This window comes from Tessaracoccus lubricantis (genome assembly GCF_039544535.1).
GTDB classification, from domain to species: Bacteria; Actinomycetota; Actinomycetes; order Propionibacteriales; family Propionibacteriaceae; genus Arachnia; species Arachnia lubricantis.
The window spans coordinates 117076-137565 of sequence record NZ_BAABLV010000017.1; the positions used below are offsets into that span (position 1 = coordinate 117076).

At 70.7% G+C, this 20490-nt stretch carries 21 protein-coding genes; 13 read left to right on the forward strand and 8 right to left on the reverse strand.

Annotated features, from left to right (window positions below):
- The first annotated feature begins 6 nt into the window (after positions 1 to 6).
- From ABEA30_RS05300 to ABEA30_RS05315, 4 genes are all read left to right on the forward strand, one after another.
- Positions 7 to 456 carry an HIT family protein gene (locus ABEA30_RS05300; RefSeq protein ID WP_345580051.1) on the forward strand — a complete coding sequence of 150 codons (450 nt, stop codon included), beginning with the start codon at positions 7 to 9 and terminating at the stop codon, positions 454 to 456.
- A 77-nt stretch (positions 457 to 533) separates the two neighbouring features.
- Positions 534 to 1007 carry a hypothetical protein gene (locus tag ABEA30_RS05305; RefSeq protein WP_345580054.1) on the forward strand — a complete coding sequence of 158 codons (474 nt, stop codon included), beginning with the start codon at positions 534 to 536 and terminating at the stop codon, positions 1005 to 1007.
- Between the two features lie 37 nt (positions 1008 to 1044).
- Positions 1045 to 1674, forward strand: coding sequence for a cation transporter (locus ABEA30_RS05310; protein ID WP_345580057.1), 630 nt, complete (start codon positions 1045 to 1047; stop codon positions 1672 to 1674).
- 82 nt (positions 1675 to 1756) lie between these two features.
- Complete coding sequence (locus ABEA30_RS05315) at positions 1757 to 3475, forward strand: serine/threonine-protein kinase (protein ID WP_345580060.1); 1719 nt, start codon at positions 1757 to 1759, stop codon at positions 3473 to 3475.
- On the opposite strand, the gene ABEA30_RS05320 is transcribed toward ABEA30_RS05315, so the two are convergent.
- Entirely contained in the window at positions 3472 to 4098 is a 627-nt protein-coding gene (locus ABEA30_RS05320) for an HAD-IA family hydrolase (RefSeq protein WP_345580063.1), read from the reverse strand. The two genes, ABEA30_RS05315 and ABEA30_RS05320, sit on opposite strands and share 4 nt — an antisense overlap.
- A gap of 2 nt (positions 4099 to 4100) precedes the next feature.
- Positions 4101 to 4640, reverse strand: a complete 540-nt coding sequence (locus ABEA30_RS05325) for a hypothetical protein (protein WP_345580066.1) — start codon at positions 4638 to 4640, stop codon at positions 4101 to 4103.
- A gap of 76 nt (positions 4641 to 4716) precedes the next feature.
- Between ABEA30_RS05325 and ABEA30_RS05330 the strand changes: the two genes are divergently transcribed.
- From ABEA30_RS05330 to ABEA30_RS05340, 3 genes are all read left to right on the forward strand, one after another.
- A complete protein-coding gene (locus ABEA30_RS05330; RefSeq protein WP_345580069.1) occupies positions 4717 to 7092 on the forward strand; it encodes an alpha-amylase family glycosyl hydrolase in 2376 nt (791 codons plus the stop codon).
- Between the two features lie 4 nt (positions 7093 to 7096).
- On the forward strand, positions 7097 to 8074 hold the full coding sequence (locus ABEA30_RS05335) for a diacylglycerol/lipid kinase family protein (RefSeq protein ID WP_345580072.1): 978 nt from the start codon (positions 7097 to 7099) through the stop codon (positions 8072 to 8074).
- A gap of 70 nt (positions 8075 to 8144) precedes the next feature.
- Positions 8145 to 8747, forward strand: a complete 603-nt coding sequence (locus ABEA30_RS05340) for a DUF4126 domain-containing protein (RefSeq protein WP_345580075.1) — start codon at positions 8145 to 8147, stop codon at positions 8745 to 8747.
- On the opposite strand, the gene ABEA30_RS05345 is transcribed toward ABEA30_RS05340, so the two are convergent.
- The gene (locus tag ABEA30_RS05345) at positions 8735 to 9334 is read right to left on the reverse strand and encodes a hypothetical protein (protein WP_345580078.1); all 600 of its coding nucleotides are present in this window, start codon (positions 9332 to 9334) and stop codon (positions 8735 to 8737) included. The genes ABEA30_RS05340 and ABEA30_RS05345 overlap by 13 nt on opposite strands.
- Positions 9335 to 9431: 97 nt before the next feature.
- Complete coding sequence (gene ald / locus ABEA30_RS05350; RefSeq protein WP_345580081.1) at positions 9432 to 10538, reverse strand: alanine dehydrogenase; 1107 nt, start codon at positions 10536 to 10538, stop codon at positions 9432 to 9434.
- Between the two features lie 261 nt (positions 10539 to 10799).
- Between ald and ABEA30_RS05355 the strand changes: the two genes are divergently transcribed.
- Both ABEA30_RS05355 and ABEA30_RS05360 read left to right on the forward strand, forming a co-directional pair.
- A complete protein-coding gene (locus ABEA30_RS05355) occupies positions 10800 to 11642 on the forward strand; it encodes a transglycosylase family protein (protein ID WP_345580084.1) in 843 nt (280 codons plus the stop codon).
- 71 nt (positions 11643 to 11713) lie between these two features.
- Complete coding sequence (locus ABEA30_RS05360; protein WP_345580087.1) at positions 11714 to 12949, forward strand: L-lactate MFS transporter; 1236 nt, start codon at positions 11714 to 11716, stop codon at positions 12947 to 12949.
- On the opposite strand, the gene ABEA30_RS05365 is transcribed toward ABEA30_RS05360, so the two are convergent.
- Genes ABEA30_RS05365 through ABEA30_RS05375 form a run of 3 tightly spaced genes read right to left on the reverse strand, consistent with a single transcriptional unit; the run spans position 12901 to position 14943 of the window.
- Positions 12901 to 13506: an HAD family hydrolase gene (locus tag ABEA30_RS05365; protein WP_345580090.1), complete on the reverse strand. Its 606-nt coding sequence runs from the start codon at positions 13504 to 13506 to the stop codon at positions 12901 to 12903. The genes ABEA30_RS05360 and ABEA30_RS05365 overlap by 49 nt on opposite strands.
- 22 nt (positions 13507 to 13528) lie before the next feature.
- The gene (locus ABEA30_RS05370) at positions 13529 to 14404 is read right to left on the reverse strand and encodes an HhH-GPD family protein (RefSeq protein ID WP_345580093.1); all 876 of its coding nucleotides are present in this window, start codon (positions 14402 to 14404) and stop codon (positions 13529 to 13531) included.
- On the reverse strand, positions 14401 to 14943 hold the full coding sequence (locus ABEA30_RS05375; RefSeq protein ID WP_345580096.1) for a DUF6553 family protein: 543 nt from the start codon (positions 14941 to 14943) through the stop codon (positions 14401 to 14403). The genes ABEA30_RS05370 and ABEA30_RS05375 overlap by 4 nt, the downstream gene beginning before the upstream one ends.
- Before the next feature lie 87 nt (positions 14944 to 15030).
- Between ABEA30_RS05375 and ABEA30_RS05380 the strand changes: the two genes are divergently transcribed.
- Entirely contained in the window at positions 15031 to 15549 is a 519-nt protein-coding gene (locus ABEA30_RS05380) for a hypothetical protein (protein WP_345580098.1), read from the forward strand.
- Here ABEA30_RS05380 and dnaB read toward each other — a convergent pair whose 3' ends face one another.
- Complete coding sequence (gene dnaB, locus ABEA30_RS05385) at positions 15550 to 16911, reverse strand: replicative DNA helicase (protein WP_345580101.1); 1362 nt, start codon at positions 16909 to 16911, stop codon at positions 15550 to 15552.
- Between the two features lie 617 nt (positions 16912 to 17528).
- Here dnaB and ABEA30_RS05390 point away from each other — a divergent pair.
- The 3 genes from ABEA30_RS05390 (at position 17529) to ABEA30_RS05400 (ending at position 20387) form a co-directional block, all read left to right on the forward strand.
- Positions 17529 to 17834 (forward strand): metal-sensitive transcriptional regulator, encoded by a 306-nt coding sequence (locus tag ABEA30_RS05390; RefSeq protein ID WP_345580104.1) that lies wholly within the window; start codon positions 17529 to 17531, stop codon positions 17832 to 17834.
- Positions 17835 to 17861: 27 nt separating this feature from the next.
- Complete coding sequence (locus ABEA30_RS05395; RefSeq protein ID WP_345580107.1) at positions 17862 to 18071, forward strand: heavy-metal-associated domain-containing protein; 210 nt, start codon at positions 17862 to 17864, stop codon at positions 18069 to 18071.
- A 114-nt stretch (positions 18072 to 18185) separates the two neighbouring features.
- Complete coding sequence (locus tag ABEA30_RS05400; RefSeq protein WP_345580110.1) at positions 18186 to 20387, forward strand: heavy metal translocating P-type ATPase; 2202 nt, start codon at positions 18186 to 18188, stop codon at positions 20385 to 20387.
- The last annotated feature ends 103 nt before the right edge of the window (positions 20388 to 20490 follow it).

The window sequence follows — 20490 nt, forward strand, 5'->3', positions numbered from 1 at the left end:
GAGGCCATGAGTGACGAACAGCACCTGGCAGACGAGTGTGTGTTCTGCGGCATCGTTGCGAGCACCGTGCCCAGCGCGAAAGTGGCCGAGGACGAGCTGACCCTCGCGTTCATGGACATCGATCCGGGCGCGGACGGACACCTGCTGGTCATCCCGAAACGTCACAGCACCGACCTCATCGACGTGCCGGCCGACGACCTCACCGCCACCACCTTGGCGGCGCAGCGGATCGCGAAGGTGGTCCTCTCGCACCTCGGCGCGGACGGCGTCAACCTGTTCAACTGCTGCCGCCCCGCCGCGTGGCAGACGGTCTACCACTTCCACCTCCACGTCATCCCACGCTACTTCGACAAGGGCAAGGACCGGATGGAGCTGCCCTACGAGCCCGGCCACCCCGCAGACCTCGACGCCATCGCCGACCGGGCGAGTGTCCTCGCCGCCGCCCTTGGGCATTGAGCCGGGGCCGCGCCCCGCCCACCGGGTCGCGGAACGCGTGGCCGACCCGGCTGAGGTGTGCACCTAGAATTGCCGCCATGAGGAACAGACTCGCCGCAGTAGCTCTCACCGTCGTCGCCGCCGTGTCGCTGGCCGCGTGCTCCGGCTCCGACGAGCCCGCGCCGCAGGACACCCCCGCCGGGGCCACCGAGACCCAGACGGGCCTGCCGCAGCCCGAGGAGCAGACGTTCACCGGCGAGATCCAGACCGAGGTGATCAAGGTCGGCCCCATGGACGTCACCGTCCCCAAGGGCATCAAGCTGCCCGAGAGCACCATCGTCACGCAGTCGGAGCAGTCGGCCGTCATGATGATCGACGAGGACCCGCAGCCCGTCATCGACGCCGTCATGGCGAGCGCGGAGGAGGCCGGCTACGAGGTCTTCGCCAAGCCCAGCGAGGACCAGACGGTGTTCGTCGGCAATGGCAACGCCGTCCTCTTCACCGCCATCCCCAACGCGCAGATCCTCACCTGGGGCCCCGAGTCCATGAAGGAGATCCTCGCCGAGGGCTGACCCCGCCGTCGGGCACCCCGCGTGTACAGTCACCCGCGTGACCGACATCGACCCCGCCAAGGCCAAGCCGCTGCGGCGCACCGTCCTCATCGTCGCGCTGCTCAACCTCGGCTACTTCTTCATCGAGGCGACGGTGGCGTGGGGCATCGGGTCGGTGTCGCTGTTCGCCGACTCGGTCGACTTCCTCGAGGACACCGCCGTCAACCTGTTGATCTTCATCGCGCTGGGCTGGCCGCTGGCCCACCGCGCGAAGGCCGGCAAGCTGATGGCCGGCATCATCCTGGTGCCCGCGGCCGCCGCGCTGTGGCAGGCCGTCGCGAAGTTCTCCAACCCCGACGCCCCTGACCCGCTGTCGCTGATCCTGACCGCCGGGGGCGCCGTCGTCGTCAACTCCGTGTGCGCCTACCTGCTGCTGCGGCACCGCGACCACGGCGGCTCCATGACGAAGGCCGCCTGGCTGGCCGCCCGCAACGACGTCATCGTCAACGTCGGCATCATCGCGATGGGCGCGCTCACCCTCACGGTGGTGCGCAACGGCTGGCCCGACCTGCTGCTCGGGCTCGGCATCGTGGCGCTCAACCTGCACGCCGCCAAGGAGGTGTGGGAGGTGGCCGAGGAGGAGGACCTGGCCGCCAAGGCCCTCGCGGGCGAGGTCGACGACGACTGAACCACCCCAGCCAAACAGCCCCTGACAAGGACCGTGAGACGCCGACACCGGCCTGCGTGACGTGTGGGGATAGTCTTTCCGCATGACGGAGAGCAGCCAACCCGGGCACGGGTATGTCCTCGCCGGCCGCTACCTGCTGGAGGAGAAGCTCGGCCGGGGCGGCATGTCGACGGTGTGGCGGGCGCGCGACCAGGTGCTGGACCGCGAGGTCGCGGTCAAGGTGGTCAACGAGATGGAGGACGCGGAGATCACCGCCGAGCGCTTCCGTCGCGAGACCCGCGTCACCGCGGCGCTCAACCATCCCAACATCGTCACCGTGTTCGACGCCGGGGTCGACAATGACCGCGCGTTCCTCGTCATGGAACTGCTCCCCGGCGCCACGCTCGCAGACGACCTGCGCACGCGGGGCGCACTGCCGTTCGACGAGATCCGGAGCATCGCCCTGCAGGTCACCGCAGCACTGGGCGCCGCGCACGAGGCGGGCCTGGTGCACCGTGACGTCAAGCCGGGCAACATCGCCCGCACGGCCGACGGCGGGGTCAAGGTGCTGGACTTCGGCATCACCCACATCCTCGACGAGGCCGTCAACGACTCCGGCTCCCCGCTGACCGCCACGGGCGCCGTCATCGGCACCGCCGCCTACCTCGCCCCCGAGCAGGCGCGGGGCCAACGCGTCGACCAGCGCGCAGACCTGTACGCCCTCGGCTGCGTGCTGTACGCCCTTATCACGGGCCGCCCGCCGTTCCAGGGCCCCACGGCCGTGTCCACGATGATGGCGCACGCCACCGAGCCCGTGCCGGACCTCAAGGCCGCTCGGCCGGACGTGCCGGCTGGCCTCGCCGCCGTCGTCACCGCGATGCTGGCGAAGGACCCCGAGGCGCGGCCGGCGGACGCGGCCACCGTGGCCGCCGCCCTCAGGGCCGAGACCGCGGAGGCCGCCACCCTGTTCCTCCCGGCGCCCGTGGTAGGCGACGACACCGTCACGGTCCCCGCCCCCGGCCTGCCCGCGCCCATGCGCGCCTACCCCGCGGACGCGCCCGGTCCGCAGGTCGAGTCGACCACGCCCATCACCCCGGCCCGCGCCATCGAGGACGACGAGGCCGACGGCCTCCTGCTGGCGCCCGACGAGGTCGACGAGGACCGCAACCGCCGGCGACTGCTGGTGGTCCTGGTCGCCGTCGCGCTGCTCATGGTGGTCGGCTTCGCGTGGTGGCTGCTCTCGGGCGAGCCCCCGACGGCGTCGCCCACCCCCACCTCGGCCGTCCCCGCCTCCACGTCACCCAGCTCCGACGACTCGCCCACCGACAGCGCGAGTCCCACCCCCAGCGGCTCACCGTCGGCCTCGCCGAGCCCCAGCCCGTCGCCCAGCCCCAGCCCGTCGCCCACGGCGGCCACCACGACGGCGGCTCCGGCCACGACGCAGGCCCCGGCCAGTACGCAGCCACCGGCGCAGACCGCCCCGGCGGAGACGCAGGCGCCGCCCCCGCCGCCGGCGCAGGAGCCGCCGGCCGGCCAGACGGCCGCCGAGGCCGCCCAGCAGGTCCAGGGGACTGCCGACGACCTCAGCGTCGCCGTCCGCGACGCCTTCACCAGTGGCAGCCTCGACAACGACGCGCGCAAGAGCATCGACGCGGGCCTGCGCGACCTGTCCGGCGCGCTGCGCAACGGCGACGAGCAGGCGGCCAGCGACGCGCTCTCAGCCGTCGACCAGGCCATCAGCGACTCCGGCCGGAAGGACTCGTTCGAGGGCCTCTACGAGCGGCTCAAGGACCAGGTCGACGACTGGAAGGACGTCCTCTAGGCGAGGCCCAGCAGCGGCCGGAGGTCGTCGAGCCGCGCCACAGAGTGCGGTGCCGGGTCGTCGACGGCGGCCTCAGGCGACTCGAGGGTCGCCGCCCCCAGGCCAGCCGCCATGGCCGCCGCTGCGTCGATGGGCCGGTCGCCCACCGAGAGGCACTCGGCGGGGTCGAGCCCGTGCCTTTCGAGCATGACGCGGTACATCTCCGGATCGGGCTTTCGCGGGTGGCCGTCGGACGTGGAGATCAGGTCGTCGGCCACGAGCCCCAGCCCCTCCAGCAGCGACTCGGCCGAGCCGCGGGCGCGGTGCGTCACCACCAGGTTCAACCCGTCGGCGGCGGTCACGTCGCGCATCAGCTCGCGCGCGCCGGGCATCGACGGCGGGGGAGCGGAGCGCCAGCGCTCCTTGAGCGCGTCCTCGGCCGCCTCGAACTCCGCCTCCGGCACGTCGAACCGGGCGCTCAGCGCAGCCACTGCCTCGCCCGTGGAGCGCCTCGTGAGCACGGCGACCTCGGAGTCCAGCAGCTCGTGGCCCCTTGCCCGCACCACGTCGGCAAGCGCGGCGTCGAGCGCCGGGTAGGTGTCGACGAGGGTGCCGCCCAGGTCCCAGAAGACGTGCCTGTACATCCTCACAGACTACGCGTGGGCGGGTCCTGCGGGTGCTCGTCGGTGCGCCACTCCCACAGCTCCGCGGCGGCGGCGAGCACGTCGTCCCTGAGGCTGACTGGGTCGCGATACTCGGTCACCGGGAGCCGCGTGATGCGGGTGAGCGCCTGCGGCACCCGGCCCGCCGCCTCCCGCGCGCGCACCGAATTCGGTTGCCAGCAGCCCCAGGACCGCATAGCCCAGGTGGGCGACGGCCACGAACGTCGGGAGGTACGGCCGCATCCGCGCGGGCTCGTCGGCCGACGCCTTTGCCATGGGGTGGCCACCCCCAGCGCCGCCGACAGCGTCAGCCCCAGCCCCACCGTCGGCAACAGCCTGGCGCGGAACCGGCCTGCGGTGTTGGCGCCGAACAGCACCGTGAAGGAGCCGAGGCCGGCCATGAGGCCCAGGCTGACGTCGCCCACCAGCGTGGCCACCAGCACCGGCCCGGCCACCGCGACGGCGGCGCGCACCGCGAAGGGTAACCTCCCCGGGGCCTTGTTCACGGCGAGGACTGGATGCACCCGGTCATCTTCTCACGCCCGGCTGGGCCCCCTCCGGGTGCAGACCGGCGACCCCCGGATGCGCCACAATCGAAAAATGATCATCGCACTCGACGAATCCGGCTGGGCGACGGCGGACTGGCCGCTGGGCACCACCCCGTCAGCGGAGGGCATCACGTTCGCCGTGTACGCCCCTGCCGCCACGCGCGTCCAACTGGAGATCTACCCGGAGGCGCTGGGTGCCGACGCGTCGCACACGTTCCTGCCGGCGAAGGGGCGCGACGGCATCTGGCGCGCCAACGTCCAGGGCCTGCCGCTGGGCGCGCTGTACGGCTACCGGGTGTGGGGGCCGAACTGGCCGTACGTGGAGACGTGGGAGCCGGGTTCCGAGGAGGGCTTCGTGTCGGACCTCGACCAGGAGGGCAACCGGTTCAACCCCAACAAGGTGCTGTTCGACCCGTATGCCCGCGAGGTCACCCACAACGTGTTCTCCGACGGCATCCTCGAGCACGGCACCGACGCTGTGTTCGGCACCGGCGGGGAGGAGGTGGACCCCACCCCCGCCGTCGTCGAGGTCGAACCGGAGGAGCCGCTGCCCACCCGCCGTTCCGTCGACACGGCCCGCCAGGCGCCCAAGGGCATCGTGATCACCGACTTCACCCCGGTGCACGCCAAGCCCGGCATCCCGGGCGAGAAGACGTCGATCTACGAGGTGTCCGTCCCGCAGCTGACCGGCCATCCGTCGGCGTGCCGGCTGGGTGACCTGCTGAAGGACGAGCCCGGCTTCGAGGGCGTGGTCAACGTCCCCGACGAGTACCGCGGCACCTACAAGGGTGCGGGCATGATGGCGCCCTATCTCAAGGCGTTGGGCTTCACCACGGTCGAGCTGTTGCCGCTGCAGCAGACCAACGCGTCGGAATCCGCCCGTCAGGGCTACACCAACGCCTGGGGCTACATGACGCTGAGCTACTTCGCGCCCCACCGCGACTATTCCTCCGACAAGAGTTGGGGCGGGCCCACGCGCGAGTTCAAGGAGATGGTCTCGGCCTTCCACGCGGTGGGCATGGAGGTCTACCTCGACGTGGTCTACAACCACACCGCGGAGGGCGGCAACTGGGACGGCGACGTCAACACCACCGGCTTCACGTCGCTCGGCGGCTTCGCGACGGCCGAGTACTACCAGATGACCGCCGACTTCCGGCTCGTCGACGGCGCCACCGGCACGTCGAACCAGCTCAACTTCTCGTCGGACGCCGCCTGCCGGTTGGTGCTCGACTCGCTGCACTACTGGACGCACGACATGGCGGTCGACGGCTTCCGCTTCGACCTGGCCACCGTGCTGGGCCGCAAGCCCGACGAGGCGCACCCCGAGGACTGGGCCAGGCAGAAGCGGTTCTTCACCGACCACCCGCTGCTGGTGTCGATCGCCGAGTTCGCGGCTCGCGAGGGCATCGAGGTCATCGCCGAGGCGTGGGACCTGTGGGGCTACGAGGTGGGCAACTTCCCGCGCGGCTGGGGCGAGTGGAACGGCCGCTACCGCGACGCCGTGCGCCGCTACACCAAGGGCGACGGCAACACCCGCGACTTCCTGGACATGGTCAACGGCGACTACCACCACTTCCACGACTCGGGCGGCGCACAGAAGTCCATCAACTTCGTCGACGCCCACGACGGCTTCAACATGGTGGACCTCGTCAGCTACCAGGAGAAGAACAACGACGAGCCGTTCCCGTTCGGCCCCTCCGACGGTGGTTCGGACAACAACCTCAGCTGGGACTCCGGCGGCTCGCAGGAACTGCGCCGCCAGCGGGTGCGCAACCTGTGGACGCTGCTGTTCTTCTCACGCGGCGTGCCCATGGTGGTGGCCGGCGACGAGTTCGGCCGCACCCAGAACGGCAACAACAACCCGTGGGAGCTCGACTCCGTGGCGATGCTGAACAACTACGCCATGATCCCGACGGCGGCGCCGCACCTCGTCGACGTCGAGGCCGACGTCGAGGCGGCCTACCACGACAACCTCGGCCGGTTCGACAACGACGAGGACGTCAACGGGCTGTTCCGCTTCGCCACGTTCCTGGCGAACCTGCGGCAGCGCCACGAGTCGCTGCAGCAGAAGCACTGGGGCGACCTCATCCCCGACAACAAGGACGTCAGCTACCTCTTCCACACGCCCACGGGCGAGGGGTACCCGGAGGAGGGCCACCGCGCCGTCGCGATCTGCATCAACAACCCCGGCGACGACTTCTGGGTGCTGATCAACATGGCCGAGCACTCCATCGAGTTCACCGTGCCGCCGCCGGTGCACGGCCACGTCCACCGGCGCGTGATCGACACCGCGGTCTGGGCGGAGCCGAACCACAACTTCTGGCCGGAGGGCGAGGGCGACGTCATGGAGGGCCCCACGTCGGTGGAGCCGTGGTCCATCGTGGTGTGGCAGGAAGTGCCCCTGCGCTCGGAGAAGGGGACAGACTAGGCCCATGAGCACCCTCGCAGTGATCTTCAACCCCACCAAGATCGACCGCGCCGACATCGAGGCGGTCGTCGAACCGGCCCGCGCCGAGGCCGGCTGGGAGGAGACCCTCTGGCTGGAGACCGCCGTCGACGACCCGGGCGTGGGCATGGCGCGCGAGGCGGTGGAGAAGGGGGTCGACGTGGTGCTCGCCGTGGGCGGCGACGGCACCATCCGGTGCGTGGCGGAGGGGCTGCGCGGCAGCAGCGTGCCGTTGGCGCTCGCGCCGCAGGGCACCGGCAACCTGCTGGCCCGCAACCTGGACCTGACGCTGGACAACCTGCCGGAATCGGTGGACTCGGCGATCAACGGGCGGTCGCGCCCGGTCGACCTGGGCGTGGCCGAGTGGGAGCGCCCCGACGGGTCACGCGAGGAGCGCGTCTTCGTCGTGGCGGCGGGCGTGGGGCTCGACGCGCAGATCATGTCGAACACCGACGAGGCGCTGAAGAAGCGCGTGGGCATGCTGGCCTACGTCAAGGCCGGCGTCGAGGCGCTGTTCCGCAACCGCCGGATGTCGCTGACGTACCGCCTCGACGACGCCGAACCCGAGCGCGCCCGGCTCCACACCATCCTGGTGGGCAACTGCGGCTCGATCGGCGGCAACGTGTTGCTGCTGCCCGACGCCGCCGTCGACGACGGCGTGCTGGACGTGGTCGGCATCCTGCCGCGCGGAGTGTTCGGGTGGCCGCGGGTGATCTGGAAGGTGCTGGTGGACAACGCCATCCTGCACCGCACCCGTAGCGAGTTCTGGCGCAAGCAGCGCGACCGCGGCCGCGAACTCAACTACCAGCAGTGCCGCGAGATCCAGGTGACGTTCCGGCGCACCGAGGAGATCGAGCTGGACGGCGACCACTTCGGCGAGATCGTGGCCGTCGACATCCGCGTCGAGGAGAAGGCGCTGCTGGTGCAGATGCCGTCCGACTGGACGCCCGACGACGCCCACTGAGCCCCCACCGCACCCTGATTGCACCCCCAATGCCCTGTGCGTGGGCCGCTGCCCGCCGCATACTCGACGCATGGAACTGTTGCCACTGACGTTCGCCTCGGGCTGGGCCTCCGGCATCAACGCCTACGCGACGGTGTTCGTGCTCGGCGTCCTCGGCCGCTTCGTCGGCACCGACGGCGTGCCCGAGGGTTTCCAGCGCACCGACGTGCTGATCATCATGGGCATCCTCGCCCTGGTCGAGCTGGTGGCCGACAAGGTGCCGGTGGTCGATTCGGTCTGGGACGTGCCCTCCACCGTGATCAGGCCGGTGGCCGGCGCGGTGATCGGTGCGCTGATCGCCGGCGCCAACGGCGACCTGCTCACGATCACCCTCGCGGCCGTCGGCGGCGTCACCGCCCTGGTGAGCCACCTGGCGAAGGCGGGCATCAGGCTGGCGGTCAACACCTCACCCGAGCCGGTCTCGAACGTGACCGCCTCGGTGGCCGGGGACGTCGGCGTGGTGGGCGTGACCGCGCTGGCCGTCCTGTACCCGGTGGCCGCCGCCGTCATGGCTGCGGTGCTGCTGGCGTTGATGGTCTGGCTGGCGCTCGCGCTGATGGCGAAGATCCGACGCGGCTGGCGCTGGCTCAAGCAGCGCTGGACGGCCCCGCCGCCCTCGGATCAGTCGGCCTGAGCGGCCCTTCGGCGCAGCCACCAGCGGATCACCAGCAGCGCCGCCAGGCCGGCGCCGGCCACGATGAGCGCCGTGTAGGGCAGCGCAGGGCTGCCGGTGTCGCCGCCGGGTGAGGGCGTCGTCGACTCCGGGGCCCGGGGCGTCAGCGCAGAGGGCTCCCCGAGGGCAGCGGTGATCTCGCCGATGGTCGACTCACTGATGGGCCCGGTGCCGTCGCAGAGATTGGAGCGCCACACGCCGCCGTCGTCGCGGGAGAACAACGCGATCGTCGTGCCCTCGGAGATGCCCTCGAGCCCGCAACTGGGGCCCTCGAGGGCGGACAGGACGGCCACTTGCGGCACGTCCGGGCCCTTCCACAGCCGGGTCAGCTCGACGGTGTACGTGGCGTCGTCGGCCGAACTCACCGCATTCTCGGGCCGGTCCACGCCCACGACGACGCCCTCGGCCACGAGGTCGGCGCTCTGGGCCTTCTCTGCGATCGACAGGTCCGCGCAGCTGCACGCCATCGCGCGGGGCGCCTGGTGCCAGCTCACGACGCCGATGCCGGCCAACAGGAACAACACCATCAACCACGACCTCGTCCTCATCACCCCAGTGTCGCGCCGTCGCAGCCGTCCCGCGCGCGCGGGGGGGAAGCGCAACCGGATCGTTATCGCCGCTGGTCGAGCCGGGGTCTCGACACGCTCAAGCAGCGAACGGGGTCCAGTCTCGGCCGAACGCCTCGGCCACCGGCTGCGACGTGAGCCGGCCGCCGTGGGTGGACAGGCCCTTCGCCAGCGCGTCGTCGAGGCGCATCGCCTCGCGCCAGCCGTGCTCGGCCAGCCGCTCCACGTAGGGCAGCGTCGCGTTGGTCAGCGCCCACGTGGACGTGTTCGGCACCAGAGCGGGCATGTTGCCCACGCAGTAGAAGATCGAGTCGTGCACCCGGTAGGTCGGGTCGTCGTGCGTGGTGGGGCGGGAGTCCTCGAAGCAACCGCCCTGGTCGATCGACACGTCCACCAGTACCGAGCCCGGCTTCATCTGCTCGACCATGTCGTTGGTCACCAGCCGCGGCGCCCGGCCGCCAGGGATGAGGACGGTGCCGATCACCAGGTCTGCCTCCGGCAGGTATTCGCGGATCGCCATCTCGGACGAGCGCAGCCCGCGCACCCGGTTGTCCCAGCGCCAGTACGCCTGGCGCAGCTTGTCGATGTCGGTGTCGAGCACCGTCACGTCGGCGTTCATGCCCAGCGCCGTGTTGACGGCGTTCTGCCCGGCGACGCCGCAGCCCAGCACCAGCACCTTCGCGTTGGGCACGCCCGCGACGCCGCCCATCAGCACGCCGCGGCCGCCCTGCGTCTTCATCAGGTGGTACGCGCCCAGCTGGGGGGCGAGGCAGCCCGCCACCTCGCTCATGGGGTACAGGAGGGGCAGCAGGCCACTGGGCTTCTGCACCGTCTCGTAGGCGATGGAGGTGGCGCCGGAGGCGAGCAGCGCGTCGACCAGCGGTTCGTCGGCCGCCAGGTGCAGGTAGGTGAACAGCGTGAGGCCCTCACGGAGGCGGTGGTACTCCTCGGCGACGGGCTCCTTGACCTTGAGCAGCAGCTCGGCCTCGCCCCACACCCGCTCCACGTCGTCGACGACGGTGGCGCCGGCATGGCGGTACGCCTCGTCGCCGAACCCCGAGCCCAGCCCGGCCCCTGCCTCGACGACGACCTCGTGCCCGCGGCGGGTCAGCTCCTGCGCGCCCACCGGGGTGATGGCGACGCGGTTCTCGTTGTTCTTGACCTCGCGGGGGACGCTGATGCGCATTGCTGATTCCTTCCGGTACCCGCTCAGGCTATCGGCCGATCCCGGGGCCCGCGCCAAGGCGCGACAGGTCTGCTCCGGGTGCGGTTTCACACCGGTGAACACAGGCTGAGAGTTCTCAGATCGACGGTGTGCAAGGGCAGCTGATTCCGCTTGTCAGGGCGCGGATCGGCAAATAACCTGAAGGTAATCCTGAGAAAATCTTTGGAAATCGGGGTCAGGGGGTGTTAACGTCATCCCGCTACTTCGAAAGGACCCCCCTCCATGCTGAAGCGCCTCATCGCCGCCGCGTCCGCGGCTGTCGCCGGTCTCGCCCTGGGCCTCGTGGCCCCGCAGGCCGCGCACGCCGTCGAGACCAACCAGTACACGCAGCCGGGCAACCACCTGGTCAACGGCCGCTACTGGAAGACCGCGTGCGAGAAGTACTCCGACCTCATCGTGCGTTGCCGCACCGAGATCTGGGCCACCAAGGTGGCCACGGTCCAGGGCCAGCACGTGCTGCACGACGGCTGGGTCTTCAACAACCTGACCTACCTCCCCTCGGGCCGCGGCCAGTGGGCCGGCAACCCCCTCGCCGCAGGCGGCAAGGTGGGCGGCACCCGCACCTGGACGGCCGCCGACGGCCGCCAGTGGCGCACCGAGTGCGACACCGCCACCACCGGCCGCAACGGCTGCCGCACCTACGCGCTGACCTCGGTCACCGCGCACGACGGCGGCGCGTTCGTCACCGAGGACCAGTGGCAGTTCAACAACATCATCCAGTTCGCCACCTCCGAGATCCCCGCGGTGACCACCATCCCGGCCGCCGCCCCGCCGCTGGCCGGGGTCCCCGTCGAGACCGCGCCGCAGCTGCCCGCGCACCTGCGCATTGACCTCAGCCGCGCCGCCACGTGGGACCGCATCGCCCAGTGCGAGTCCGGCGGCCGCTGGAACATCAACACCGGCAACGGCTACTACGGCGGCCTACAGTTCAACCTCGCCACCTGGCGCTCCGTCAACGGCGGCGACTTCGCGGCCTACCCGCACCAGGCCACCCGCGAGGAGCAGATCACCGTGGCCAACCGCCTCTACGCGCAGCGCGGCTTCCAGCCGTGGAGCTGCGCCTGACACCCCCCCAGAAATAGCTGACGAACCCCCGGGCGATCCGCCCGGGGGTTCGTTGCCTAGACTGGTGGACCGTGCGTTCGAAGTGGTTGGCCCTTGTCGGCGGTGTGTTGGTCCAGTTGGTGATCGGCGGTGTGTACGCGTGGAGCCTGTTCGGCCACGCGCTGCAGGCGCCGGAGGCGATGGGCCTGAGCCACGTGCAGGCCACCATCCCGTTCGAGACCGCCATCGGCATGATCTTCGTTGGCGCCTCGATCGGCGGGCGCCTGCAGGACCGCAGCAGCGCCCGCACCGTCGCGGTGGTGGGCATGGTCCTCTACGGGCTGGGCGTGCTGCTGGCGTCGCTGGCCACCGATCCCGGCCACCTCTGGCTGCTGGTGCTCGGCTACGGCGTCATCGGTGGCTTCGGGCTGGGCATGGCCTACATCGTGCCCGTGGCGCTGCTGCAGAAGTGGTTCCCGCGGCACACGGCGCTGGTGACGGGCCTGGCGGTCGGTGGCTTCGGGTTCGGTGCGACGGTGACCTCGCCGTTCGCCGCGTGGCTCGTCGCCATGACGCCCGAGACCCCCGCCATGGCCTTCCGCTGGCTGGGGCTGGCCTACCTGGCGCTGGGCCTGACGGGCGCGGCGATGCTGGTCTCACCGGTCGTCGGCGCTGCCACGAAGGCCGCGGTCGAGGGCGACCTCACCGCCCCGCAGGCGCTGCGCACCCCGCAGTGGTACCTGCTCACCGGCATCCTGATGCTCGCCGTCATGGCGGGCATCTCGCTGATCTCGATGGTGGCGGGCGCCGCCATGGACGTGGGCGGGTTCTCCCCGGCCGGCGCCGCGCTCATCGTCGGCGTGCTGGCGCTGTTCAACGGCGGCGGCCGGGTGGCCTGGGCCGCCGTCGCCGAACGCCTCGGCCGGCTGCGGGTGCTGACGGTCATCCTGGCGCTGGAGGGCGTGGCGCTGGTGCTGCTGCCGCACACGCAGGGCGCGGTGTTCGTGGCGCTCGCCGCCGTCGTCTACCTCTGCTACGGCGGCGCGTTCGGCGTGTTGCCGTCGACGGCGGGCCAGTTCTTCGGGCTGACGCATGCAGGCGCCATCTACGGCCTGATGCTCGTGGGCTGGTCCGCCGGCGGCGTGCTCGGCCCGCTGCTGGCCACCGGGCTGGTGGGGGACGCCGGTTCCTACACGCGGGCCTTCTCGGTGATGGGCGCGCTCGCCCTGGCCGCGGTGGCGCTGCCGCTGGTCACCCGGCCGGTGCGCCGGGGCGCGGTTCAGGCGTCGAGCACGCCCAGCTCGATGAGCCACTCGCGAGTGTCCTGATCGCTGACCCAGCGGCGGGCGTTCCAGCCCACCGCCAACGCGCCGTCGACGTTGGCCTGCTTGTCGTCGGTGAACGCGATCTCCTCGGGCCGTAGCCCCAGTTCGTCGGTGACCCGCTCGTAGATGGCGGGGTTGGGCTTGACGGCGCCCAGCGTGGCCGAGACGTACAGGTGGTCCACGTCCGCGCGCCAGTTCGCGCGGTCCGCAGCCACCTGCATGGCGTGCGGGGAGTTCGAGAGCACCGCGACGACGGCCCCGGCCGCGCGACAGTCGCGCAGCAGCTGCCACGCCGCAGGGCGCAGGTTGGACCAGGTGTCGGCGTCGAGTTGGGCCATCTCCTCGATCAGCGCGTCGTCGTACTCGGGGGTGCCGACGGCCTCGAGGAGGCGGCCCCAGTAGTCGCGGTCGGGGCTGCCGGCGTCGTAGTCCGCGCGGCCCGTCCAGTAATGCTGCGTGAGGAGTTTCTCCGTGGTGCCGACGCGTTCGGCGAGCAGCGGGATGAGGGAGGGCGGCGAGGAGAGGACCTCGCCCAGGTCGAACACGACGGCCTTGATCATGGCCCCACCCTAGGCGGTGGGGTCAGTGGGGGAGGGCGAGTTCGTCGCCGCGGGCGACGGCGAGGCCGTCGGCGACCAACGAGTCGATGCCCCGGCCCAGCTGCTCCGGGTCCGGCCACACGAGGTCTGCGCGCGGGACGTGGCCGTGCGCCGCGCGCAGGGCGGCCATGATGCGGCCGCGGCACTGCCTGTCGGTGCCCTCCCACGCCTGCGCCACGCGCGGCGGACCGTCCCACTCCGGCTTGCCGGCCCTCAACCAGGCGCAGTGCGAGGCCACGGGGCAGCGCTCGCAGGCCGGGTTCCTCGCGGTGCAGACCGTCGCGCCCAGCTCCATGGCGGCGGCCGACCACAGCGCGGCTTCTGAGTCGCCGTCGGGCACGTACGTCCAGGCGCGGCGCCGTTCGGCGGCCGTCTCGGTCCGGGCGGGGTGCTCGGCCCCGGCGTCGATGCGCGCCAGCACCCGGCGGACGTTCACGTCGAGCACCAGCGAGCGGCGGCCGAACGCGAACGCCAGCACGGCAGCGGCGGTGTAGCTGCCGACGCCGGGGAGCGCCAGGAGCGCGTCCTCGTCCGGCGGGAGTTCGCCGTCGTAGCGTTCGACGACGGCGCGGGCGGCCCCCTGGAGGCGCAGCGCCCGGCGCGGGTACCCGAGCCGGCCCCACGCCCGGAGCACGTCCGCGGTGGTCGCCTCGGCGAGTCGGGCGGGCGTGGGCCAGCGTTCCATCCACGCCAGCCAGGGGCCCTCGACGCGCGCCGCAGGCGTCTGTTGCAGCATGATCTCGCTGACCAGGACGCCCCACGGGGACACACCTGCGGCGCGCCACGGCAGCGGCCGGGCGTTGGCGGCGAACCAGGCGCCCAGCGCGTGCTGGAGCTCGCCCTCGCGAGCCGCGCTCACGCGTCGAGGATGGGGGTGATGACGGCAGCCAGGTCGGGGGAGTCGGCGACGGCCTCGCGCAGTTCCCGCGCACCGTGCGGTGCCAGCGCGGCCCGGTAGCCCCTCACCAGCAGCGGGACGTAGCGGCTGTCGATGCCGCTGTCCAGGATCATGGCCGCGGTGTCGGCCACCTGCCGGGCGGCCTTCGCGCGGACCTGCGGCGCGCTCAGCCGCCGCATGCGCATCAACGTGGAGGTGTAGGACGCGTCCTCCAGGCCGGAGGCGAAGTAGACGCGGGCGGCATCTGCCAGCTCGGCGTCGACGTCGTCGACCCCCGCCTCGCGGATGGCCGCCACCACGGCGGCGTCGTGCTCGAACTTCTCGACATGCCTGCGCACCGTGCGCTCGTTGGGCCGCAGCTGCCCCGACTCCACCAGCAGCGCCAACCAGAAGCCCACGAACTGGTCACCGGAGCGGCGCTTGCCGTAGCGGGCGAGCGCGAGCGCGGGATGCATGTCGTCGGGGTCCGTGAGGTGGTACTCGGTGAGCAGCGCGGCCATGGGGACACGCTACCCGCTGTCCTCAGCTGTCAGTGAAACCCCTCAGGGAAGGTTGAATCCGCCCCTGCGGGGGCGTGGAATGGGGACATGGAGAAGTTCCAGTTGCTGCGTACCCCCATCCGGTCGATAGTGGTCGACGACTCGGCCTGCGACGTCAACGACCTCGCCGTCTGCGGCGGCGTCCAGGTGACCGTGCCGGCCACCGAGGGCTGGGCAGACCTGGTGCAGCGCGCCGTCGACTCCGACTGGACCGGCATCGAGGCGCTCGCCGGCATCGACGGGACGGTGGCAGACGTTGTCCGCCGCAACGCCTCAGCCCACGGGCAGGAGGTCTCCGACACGGTGATGTCGGTGCGCACCTGGGACCTGGAGGCCGACACGCAGCGCACGTTCGCCGTCGTGGACTGCGGGTTCGGGGAGGGCACCACGCGCTTCGAGGAGCGCCTCGACGACGGCTCCCCGCGCTACGAGATCCTGGACGTGAACTTCCTCTTCCGCCAAGGCGACCTGACCCGCGTCAGCGACGACGAACTGGCGCGCCGTCTTTCGGTCGCGTTGGGGGACCGGGTGCCGCTGCGCACCGTCGCCGATGCCGTGGCGCCCTGATCACATGGGGGCGTTGGTGAACCGGCTGTAGTGGCCCTGGAACAGCGCGTCGATCTTGCCCGTCTCGCCGTTGCGGTGCTTCGGGATGTGGAACGCCGCCAGGCCGCGCTCCTCGTCGGAGGGGTTCTGCGAGTACATCTCGGGGCGGTGCAGCATCAGCACGATGTCGGCGTCCTGCTCCAGCGAGCCGGACTCACGCAGGTCTGACAGCTGCGGGATGCCGTCCTTGCGCTGCTCGGTGTTACGGGACAGCTGCGACAGCGCGATGACGGGGATCTCGAGTTCCTTGGCCAGCAGCTTGATCTGGCGGGAGAACTCCGAGACCTCCAGCTGGCGCGACTCCACCTTCTTGCCCGAGGTCATCAGCTGGATGTAGTCGATGCAGATGAGCTGCAGGTCATGACGCTGCTTGAGGCGCCGCGCCTTGGCGCGGATCTCCATCATGGTGAGGTTGGGGGAGTCGTCGATGAAGAAGTTCTTCTCCGCGAGGATGGCCGACTTGTCCGTGACGCGCTGCCAGTCGTTCTCGTCCATCTTGCCGCCGCGGATACGCCCCAGGGGGACCGACGCCTCGGCGGAGAGCACCTTCATCACGATCTCCGTGCGGCTCATCTCGAGCGAGAAGAACGCGGCGGGGAGGTTGTGGTGGATGGCGGCGGAGCGGCACACGTCGAGCGCGAACGTCGACTTGCCGACGCCGGGGCGGGCCGCGACGATGATCATCTGGCCGGGGTGGAGGCCGTTGGTGATGCGATCGAGCTCCGTGAAGCCCGTGGGCACGCCGGAGAGGGCGTCGCCACTGTTGGCGATGGCCTCCATCTCGTCGAACGTGGGCTCGAGCAGCTCGCGCAGCGACTTGTAGTCTTCCGACGAGTTGCGCTCCGTCACCTCGAACAGCGTCTGCTGGGCCTCGTCGACGATCTTGTCGACGTCGCCCTGGCCCGCGTAGCCCAGCTGCGCGATGCGGATGGAGGCGTTGACCAGACGACGCAGCACTGCCTTGTCGCGGACGATCTCCGCGTAGTACGGGGCGTTGGCGGCGATCGAGACGCTGGAGAGCAGGTCGTGCAGGTAGACGGCCCCGCCGACCTTCGCCAGCAGGCCCGTCTTGCCGAGCTCTCCCGCGACGGTGATGGGGTCTGCGGGTTCGCCGCGGCCGTAGAGGCTGATGATGGCTTCGTAGATCGACTCGTGGTTGGGCCGGTAGAAGTCTGCGCCCCGCAGTACCTCGACCACGTCGGAGATGGCGTCCTTCGACATCATCATCGCGCCCAGCACGCTCTGCTCCGCAGCGAGATCCTGCGGAGGCGTGCGGTCGAGCTCCCTGTCGTCGTAGACCGCAGCCGGTGCCTGCGCCGTCATCAGCCCCATCCCCTTCCAGTTCGTGCCCAAGGCTAAGGCACCCCACCGACGGTTCCGTCGGGCCCGGTGTGGAGCAGCCTGTGGACAGCCGGACCGGGGCTGTGGACGGCTGTGGACAACTCCTGCGGGCAGGGAGGGATGGGTGTGGATGAACCTGTCGGCTGAGCGTGAAGTGCCCGTTATCAAATCGTTATATTGGCCCCACCCGGGGGCCGCGGGGCCAATTGTCCACAAAGAGACGCGCCGGCTCCTTCAGCGGATGGTCATCTGCATCGGTGCCGCGCGCCACGTGAGGGCCCAGGGCCAGCCAATTAGGCAATGACAAGCCGCTTCGGTGCTACATCGGCCCGCCTCGCGCCGACGCCCCACGTCGTGGTATACCACGCCCGTTCACGAGGACTTCACCTCCCGGACGGCTGTTGTCCACAGGCCCTGTGCGTTGGATGTGGACAACCTCGTCGTCCTCCGGCGTCCCTGGCGCGCTGCGCCGCCCCATCAGGGCCTGTCGGGGGCCGGTATCGCACCCCGGCCCCGCCGTCGTCAGTGCTCAATGCGATGATGGATCGAGATTGAGTTCCTTACCCCCCGGGGGTATAGTCAGTCGAGAGGGAGGTGCCATGACAACGGAAACCGAAACCTGTCACGCACATGGCTACACGCCGGAGAAGGCCGCCTATCTGCGGCGCCTGCGGTTGATCGAGGGCCAGGTGCGCGGTCTCGCCCGCATGGTTGAAGAGGACCAGTACTGCATCGACATCCTGACCCAGGTCACCGCGGTGACCTCGGCGCTCAAGGCGGTCTCGCTCGGGTTGCTCGAGGACCACCTCACCCACTGTGTCGCCGACGCCGCACGCAAGGGCGGGCCGGAGGGCAAGGAAAAGATCGACGAGGCAATGCAGGCGATCAAGCGCCTCACCCGATAGCCCGTCTGACAAGGAAGGAATCTCCCCATGATCACCCAGTACACCGTTTCCGGCATGACCTGCGGCAACTGCGTCAACCACGTGACCGAAGAGGTCTCCGAGGTCGAGGGCGTCAAGAACGTCTCCGTGTCCCTCGAGGGTGGCGCCATGTCCGTCGAGTCCGACGAGCGCATCCCGTTCGACGCCATCATCGAGGCCGTCCGCGAGGCCGGCAACTACAGCGTCGTCGAAGCCTGACCTAGACCCCCACCGGGTATGACCCCCGGGCCATCGTGCCCGGGGCCTATTCGGCCTGCCCGCACCCCCGCGGGCGGCCGTCGCACCACACACGCGCCACGAGTCAGAGGACCCATGTCCATCACGAAGACCCAGCCCATCACCACCAAGATCCAACTCGACATCCAGGGCATGACCTGCGCGTCCTGCGCGGCCCGGATCGAGAAGAAGCTCAACAAGGTCGACGGCGTCTTCGCCTCGGTCAACTACTCCACGGAGAAGGCGACCGTCGAGGCCCCCGCGAACCTCACCGCCGACGACCTCATCGCGGTCGTCGAGCAGAGCGGCTACGGCGCCAGCCTGCCCGTGCCGATCGAGCAGAAGAGCGACGAGGCAGCGCTGCTCAAGCCGCGCGTCATCTGGTCGTTCGTGCTCAGCGCCCCCGTGGTGCTCGTCTCGATGGTGCCGGCGCTGCAGTTCCCGGGCTGGCAGTGGGTGGCGCTGGCGCTGTCCACCGTCGTGGTGCTGTGGCTGGGCCGCTCGTTCCACAAGGCGACCTTCACCAACCTCCGCCACGGCGCGACCACGATGGACACGCTCGTCACGATGGGCACCGGCACCGCCTACGCCTGGTCGCTGTACGCGATGCTGTTCGGCCACGCCGGTGAGATCGGCATGAAGCACCACTTCGAGTTCACGCTCTCGCGGCAGGACGCGATGGGCTTCATCTACTTCGAGGCCGCCGTCGTCATCATCTCGTTCCTGCTGCTGGGCCGCTACATCGAGGCCCGCGCCAAGACCGAGTCGGGCGCCGCGCTCCGTGCGCTGCTCGAGGTGGGCGCCAAGCAGGCCACCGTCCTACGCGGCGGCGAGGAGCAGCGGGTCGACGTCAAGCAACTGCGGGTGGGTGACCTGGTCGTCGTGCGCCCGGGCGAGAAGGTCGCGGCCGACGGCGAGGTCGTCGAGGGCCGCTCCGCCGTCGACGCCTCCATCATCACCGGCGAGTCCCTGCCCGTCGAGGTGGAGCCCGGGTCGACGGTGGTGGGCGGCTGCGTCAACACCACCGGCCGCCTCGTCGTGCGCACCACCGCCGTCGGCGCGGACTCGCAGCTGGCGCGCATCGCGAAGATGGTCGAGGAGGCCCAAGAGGGCAAGGCCGACGTGCAGCGGCTGGCCGACAAGGTCTCCGGCATCTTCGTGCCCGTCGTGCTGGTCATCGCGGCGCTCACGCTCGTCGGCCACCTCGTCGCGCAGCACGGCTGGACGGTGGCGCTCTCCGCGGCCATCTCGGTGCTGATCATCGCCTGCCCCTGCGCGCTGGGGCTGGCCACGCCGTCGGCGCTCATGGTGGGCACTGGCCGCGGCGCCCAGCTGGGCACCGTGATCCGCGGCCCGCAGGTGCTGGAGCGGGCCCGCCGCGTGCAGACCATCGTCTTCGACAAGACCGGCACGCTCACCAGCGGCCACATGTCCGTGGTCGACGTCGAACCGGCCGAGGGGGTCGACCGCGACGAACTGCTGCAGCTCGCCGCCGCCGTCGAGGCCGCCTCCGAGCACCCGATCGCCGCCGCGCTCGTCGCCGCCGTCGACAGGCCGCGTCCCGTCGAGGACTTCCAGAACGTGCCCGGCCGGGGGGTGCGCGGCGTCGTCGACGGCCGCACCATCCACGCGGGCTCGCCCGCCTACATGGCGGACCTGGGGCACCAGCCGGTGGCGTGGAGCCGTGACGTGCTCGGGTCGGTCGTCGAGGTGGCAGACGACGAGCGCGTCCTCGGCCGCGTGGTGGTGGCCGACACCATCAAGGACTCCGCGGCAGACGCCGTCGCGCAACTGAAGCGGCTCGGGCTGACCCCGGTGCTGCTCAGCGGCGACAATGAGGCGACCGCACGCGCGGTGGCCGACGAGCTGGGCATCGCAGACGTGCGCGCCGGCGTGACCCCGGAGGGCAAGGTCGCCGCGATCAAGGAACTGCAGGCCGCCGGCCAGCAGGTCGCCATGGTGGGCGACGGCGTCAACGACGCGGCTGCCATCGCGCAGGCAGACCTCGGCATCGCCATGGGCACCGGCACCGACGCGGCCATCGCGGCGGGCGACATCACCCTGATGCGCCACGACCTCGGCGCCGCCGTCGACGCGGTGCGCCTCTCCCGCGCGACGCTTCGAACGATCAAGGGCAACCTGCTCTGGGCCTTCGGGTACAACACCGCTGCAATTCCCCTGGCGGCGTTCGGCATGCTGACCCCGATGATCGCCGGTGCGGCCATGGCGTTCTCCAGCGTGTTCGTGGTGTTGAACAGTCTCAGGTTGCGCGGTTTCCGCTCCCTCGCCAAGGGCTGAGACCGGGCTCTGGCTAGGCAAAGCGCCCCTGAGAAGTGCTTTCAGGAAAAACTCAGAAAAAGATCCGACGATTTGGCGGCTCCGGCTTTGCAGAAGCCCGAAA

What these genes read in the sequence shown, in the direction of transcription:
- ABEA30_RS05305 (WP_345580054.1), top strand. Translation starts at nt 534, where the DNA reads ATGAGGAACAGACTCGCCGCAGTAGCTCTCACCGTCGTCGCCGCCGTG.
- ABEA30_RS05335 (WP_345580072.1), top strand. Translation starts at nt 7,097, where the DNA reads ATGAGCACCCTCGCAGTGATCTTCAACCCCACCAAGATCGACCGCGCC.
- ABEA30_RS05340 (WP_345580075.1), top strand. Translation starts at nt 8,145, where the DNA reads ATGGAACTGTTGCCACTGACGTTCGCCTCGGGCTGGGCCTCCGGCATC.
- ABEA30_RS05345 (WP_345580078.1), bottom strand. Translation starts at nt 9,334, where the DNA reads ATGAGGACGAGGTCGTGGTTGATGGTGTTGTTCCTGTTGGCCGGCATC.
- ABEA30_RS05365 (WP_345580090.1), bottom strand. Translation starts at nt 13,506, where the DNA reads ATGATCAAGGCCGTCGTGTTCGACCTGGGCGAGGTCCTCTCCTCGCCG.
- ABEA30_RS05375 (WP_345580096.1), bottom strand. Translation starts at nt 14,943, where the DNA reads ATGGCCGCGCTGCTCACCGAGTACCACCTCACGGACCCCGACGACATG.
- ABEA30_RS05300 (WP_345580051.1), top strand. Translation starts at nt 7, where the DNA reads ATGAGTGACGAACAGCACCTGGCAGACGAGTGTGTGTTCTGCGGCATC.
- ald (WP_345580081.1), bottom strand. Translation starts at nt 10,538, where the DNA reads ATGCGCATCAGCGTCCCCCGCGAGGTCAAGAACAACGAGAACCGCGTC.
- ABEA30_RS05400 (WP_345580110.1), top strand. Translation starts at nt 18,186, where the DNA reads ATGTCCATCACGAAGACCCAGCCCATCACCACCAAGATCCAACTCGAC.
- ABEA30_RS05320 (WP_345580063.1), bottom strand. Translation starts at nt 4,098, where the DNA reads ATGTACAGGCACGTCTTCTGGGACCTGGGCGGCACCCTCGTCGACACC.
- ABEA30_RS05395 (WP_345580107.1), top strand. Translation starts at nt 17,862, where the DNA reads ATGATCACCCAGTACACCGTTTCCGGCATGACCTGCGGCAACTGCGTC.
- ABEA30_RS05315 (WP_345580060.1), top strand. Translation starts at nt 1,757, where the DNA reads ATGACGGAGAGCAGCCAACCCGGGCACGGGTATGTCCTCGCCGGCCGC.
- ABEA30_RS05355 (WP_345580084.1), top strand. Translation starts at nt 10,800, where the DNA reads ATGCTGAAGCGCCTCATCGCCGCCGCGTCCGCGGCTGTCGCCGGTCTC.
- ABEA30_RS05330 (WP_345580069.1), top strand. Translation starts at nt 4,717, where the DNA reads ATGATCATCGCACTCGACGAATCCGGCTGGGCGACGGCGGACTGGCCG.
- ABEA30_RS05380 (WP_345580098.1), top strand. Translation starts at nt 15,031, where the DNA reads ATGGAGAAGTTCCAGTTGCTGCGTACCCCCATCCGGTCGATAGTGGTC.
- dnaB (WP_345580101.1), bottom strand. Translation starts at nt 16,911, where the DNA reads ATGACGGCGCAGGCACCGGCTGCGGTCTACGACGACAGGGAGCTCGAC.
- ABEA30_RS05390 (WP_345580104.1), top strand. Translation starts at nt 17,529, where the DNA reads ATGACAACGGAAACCGAAACCTGTCACGCACATGGCTACACGCCGGAG.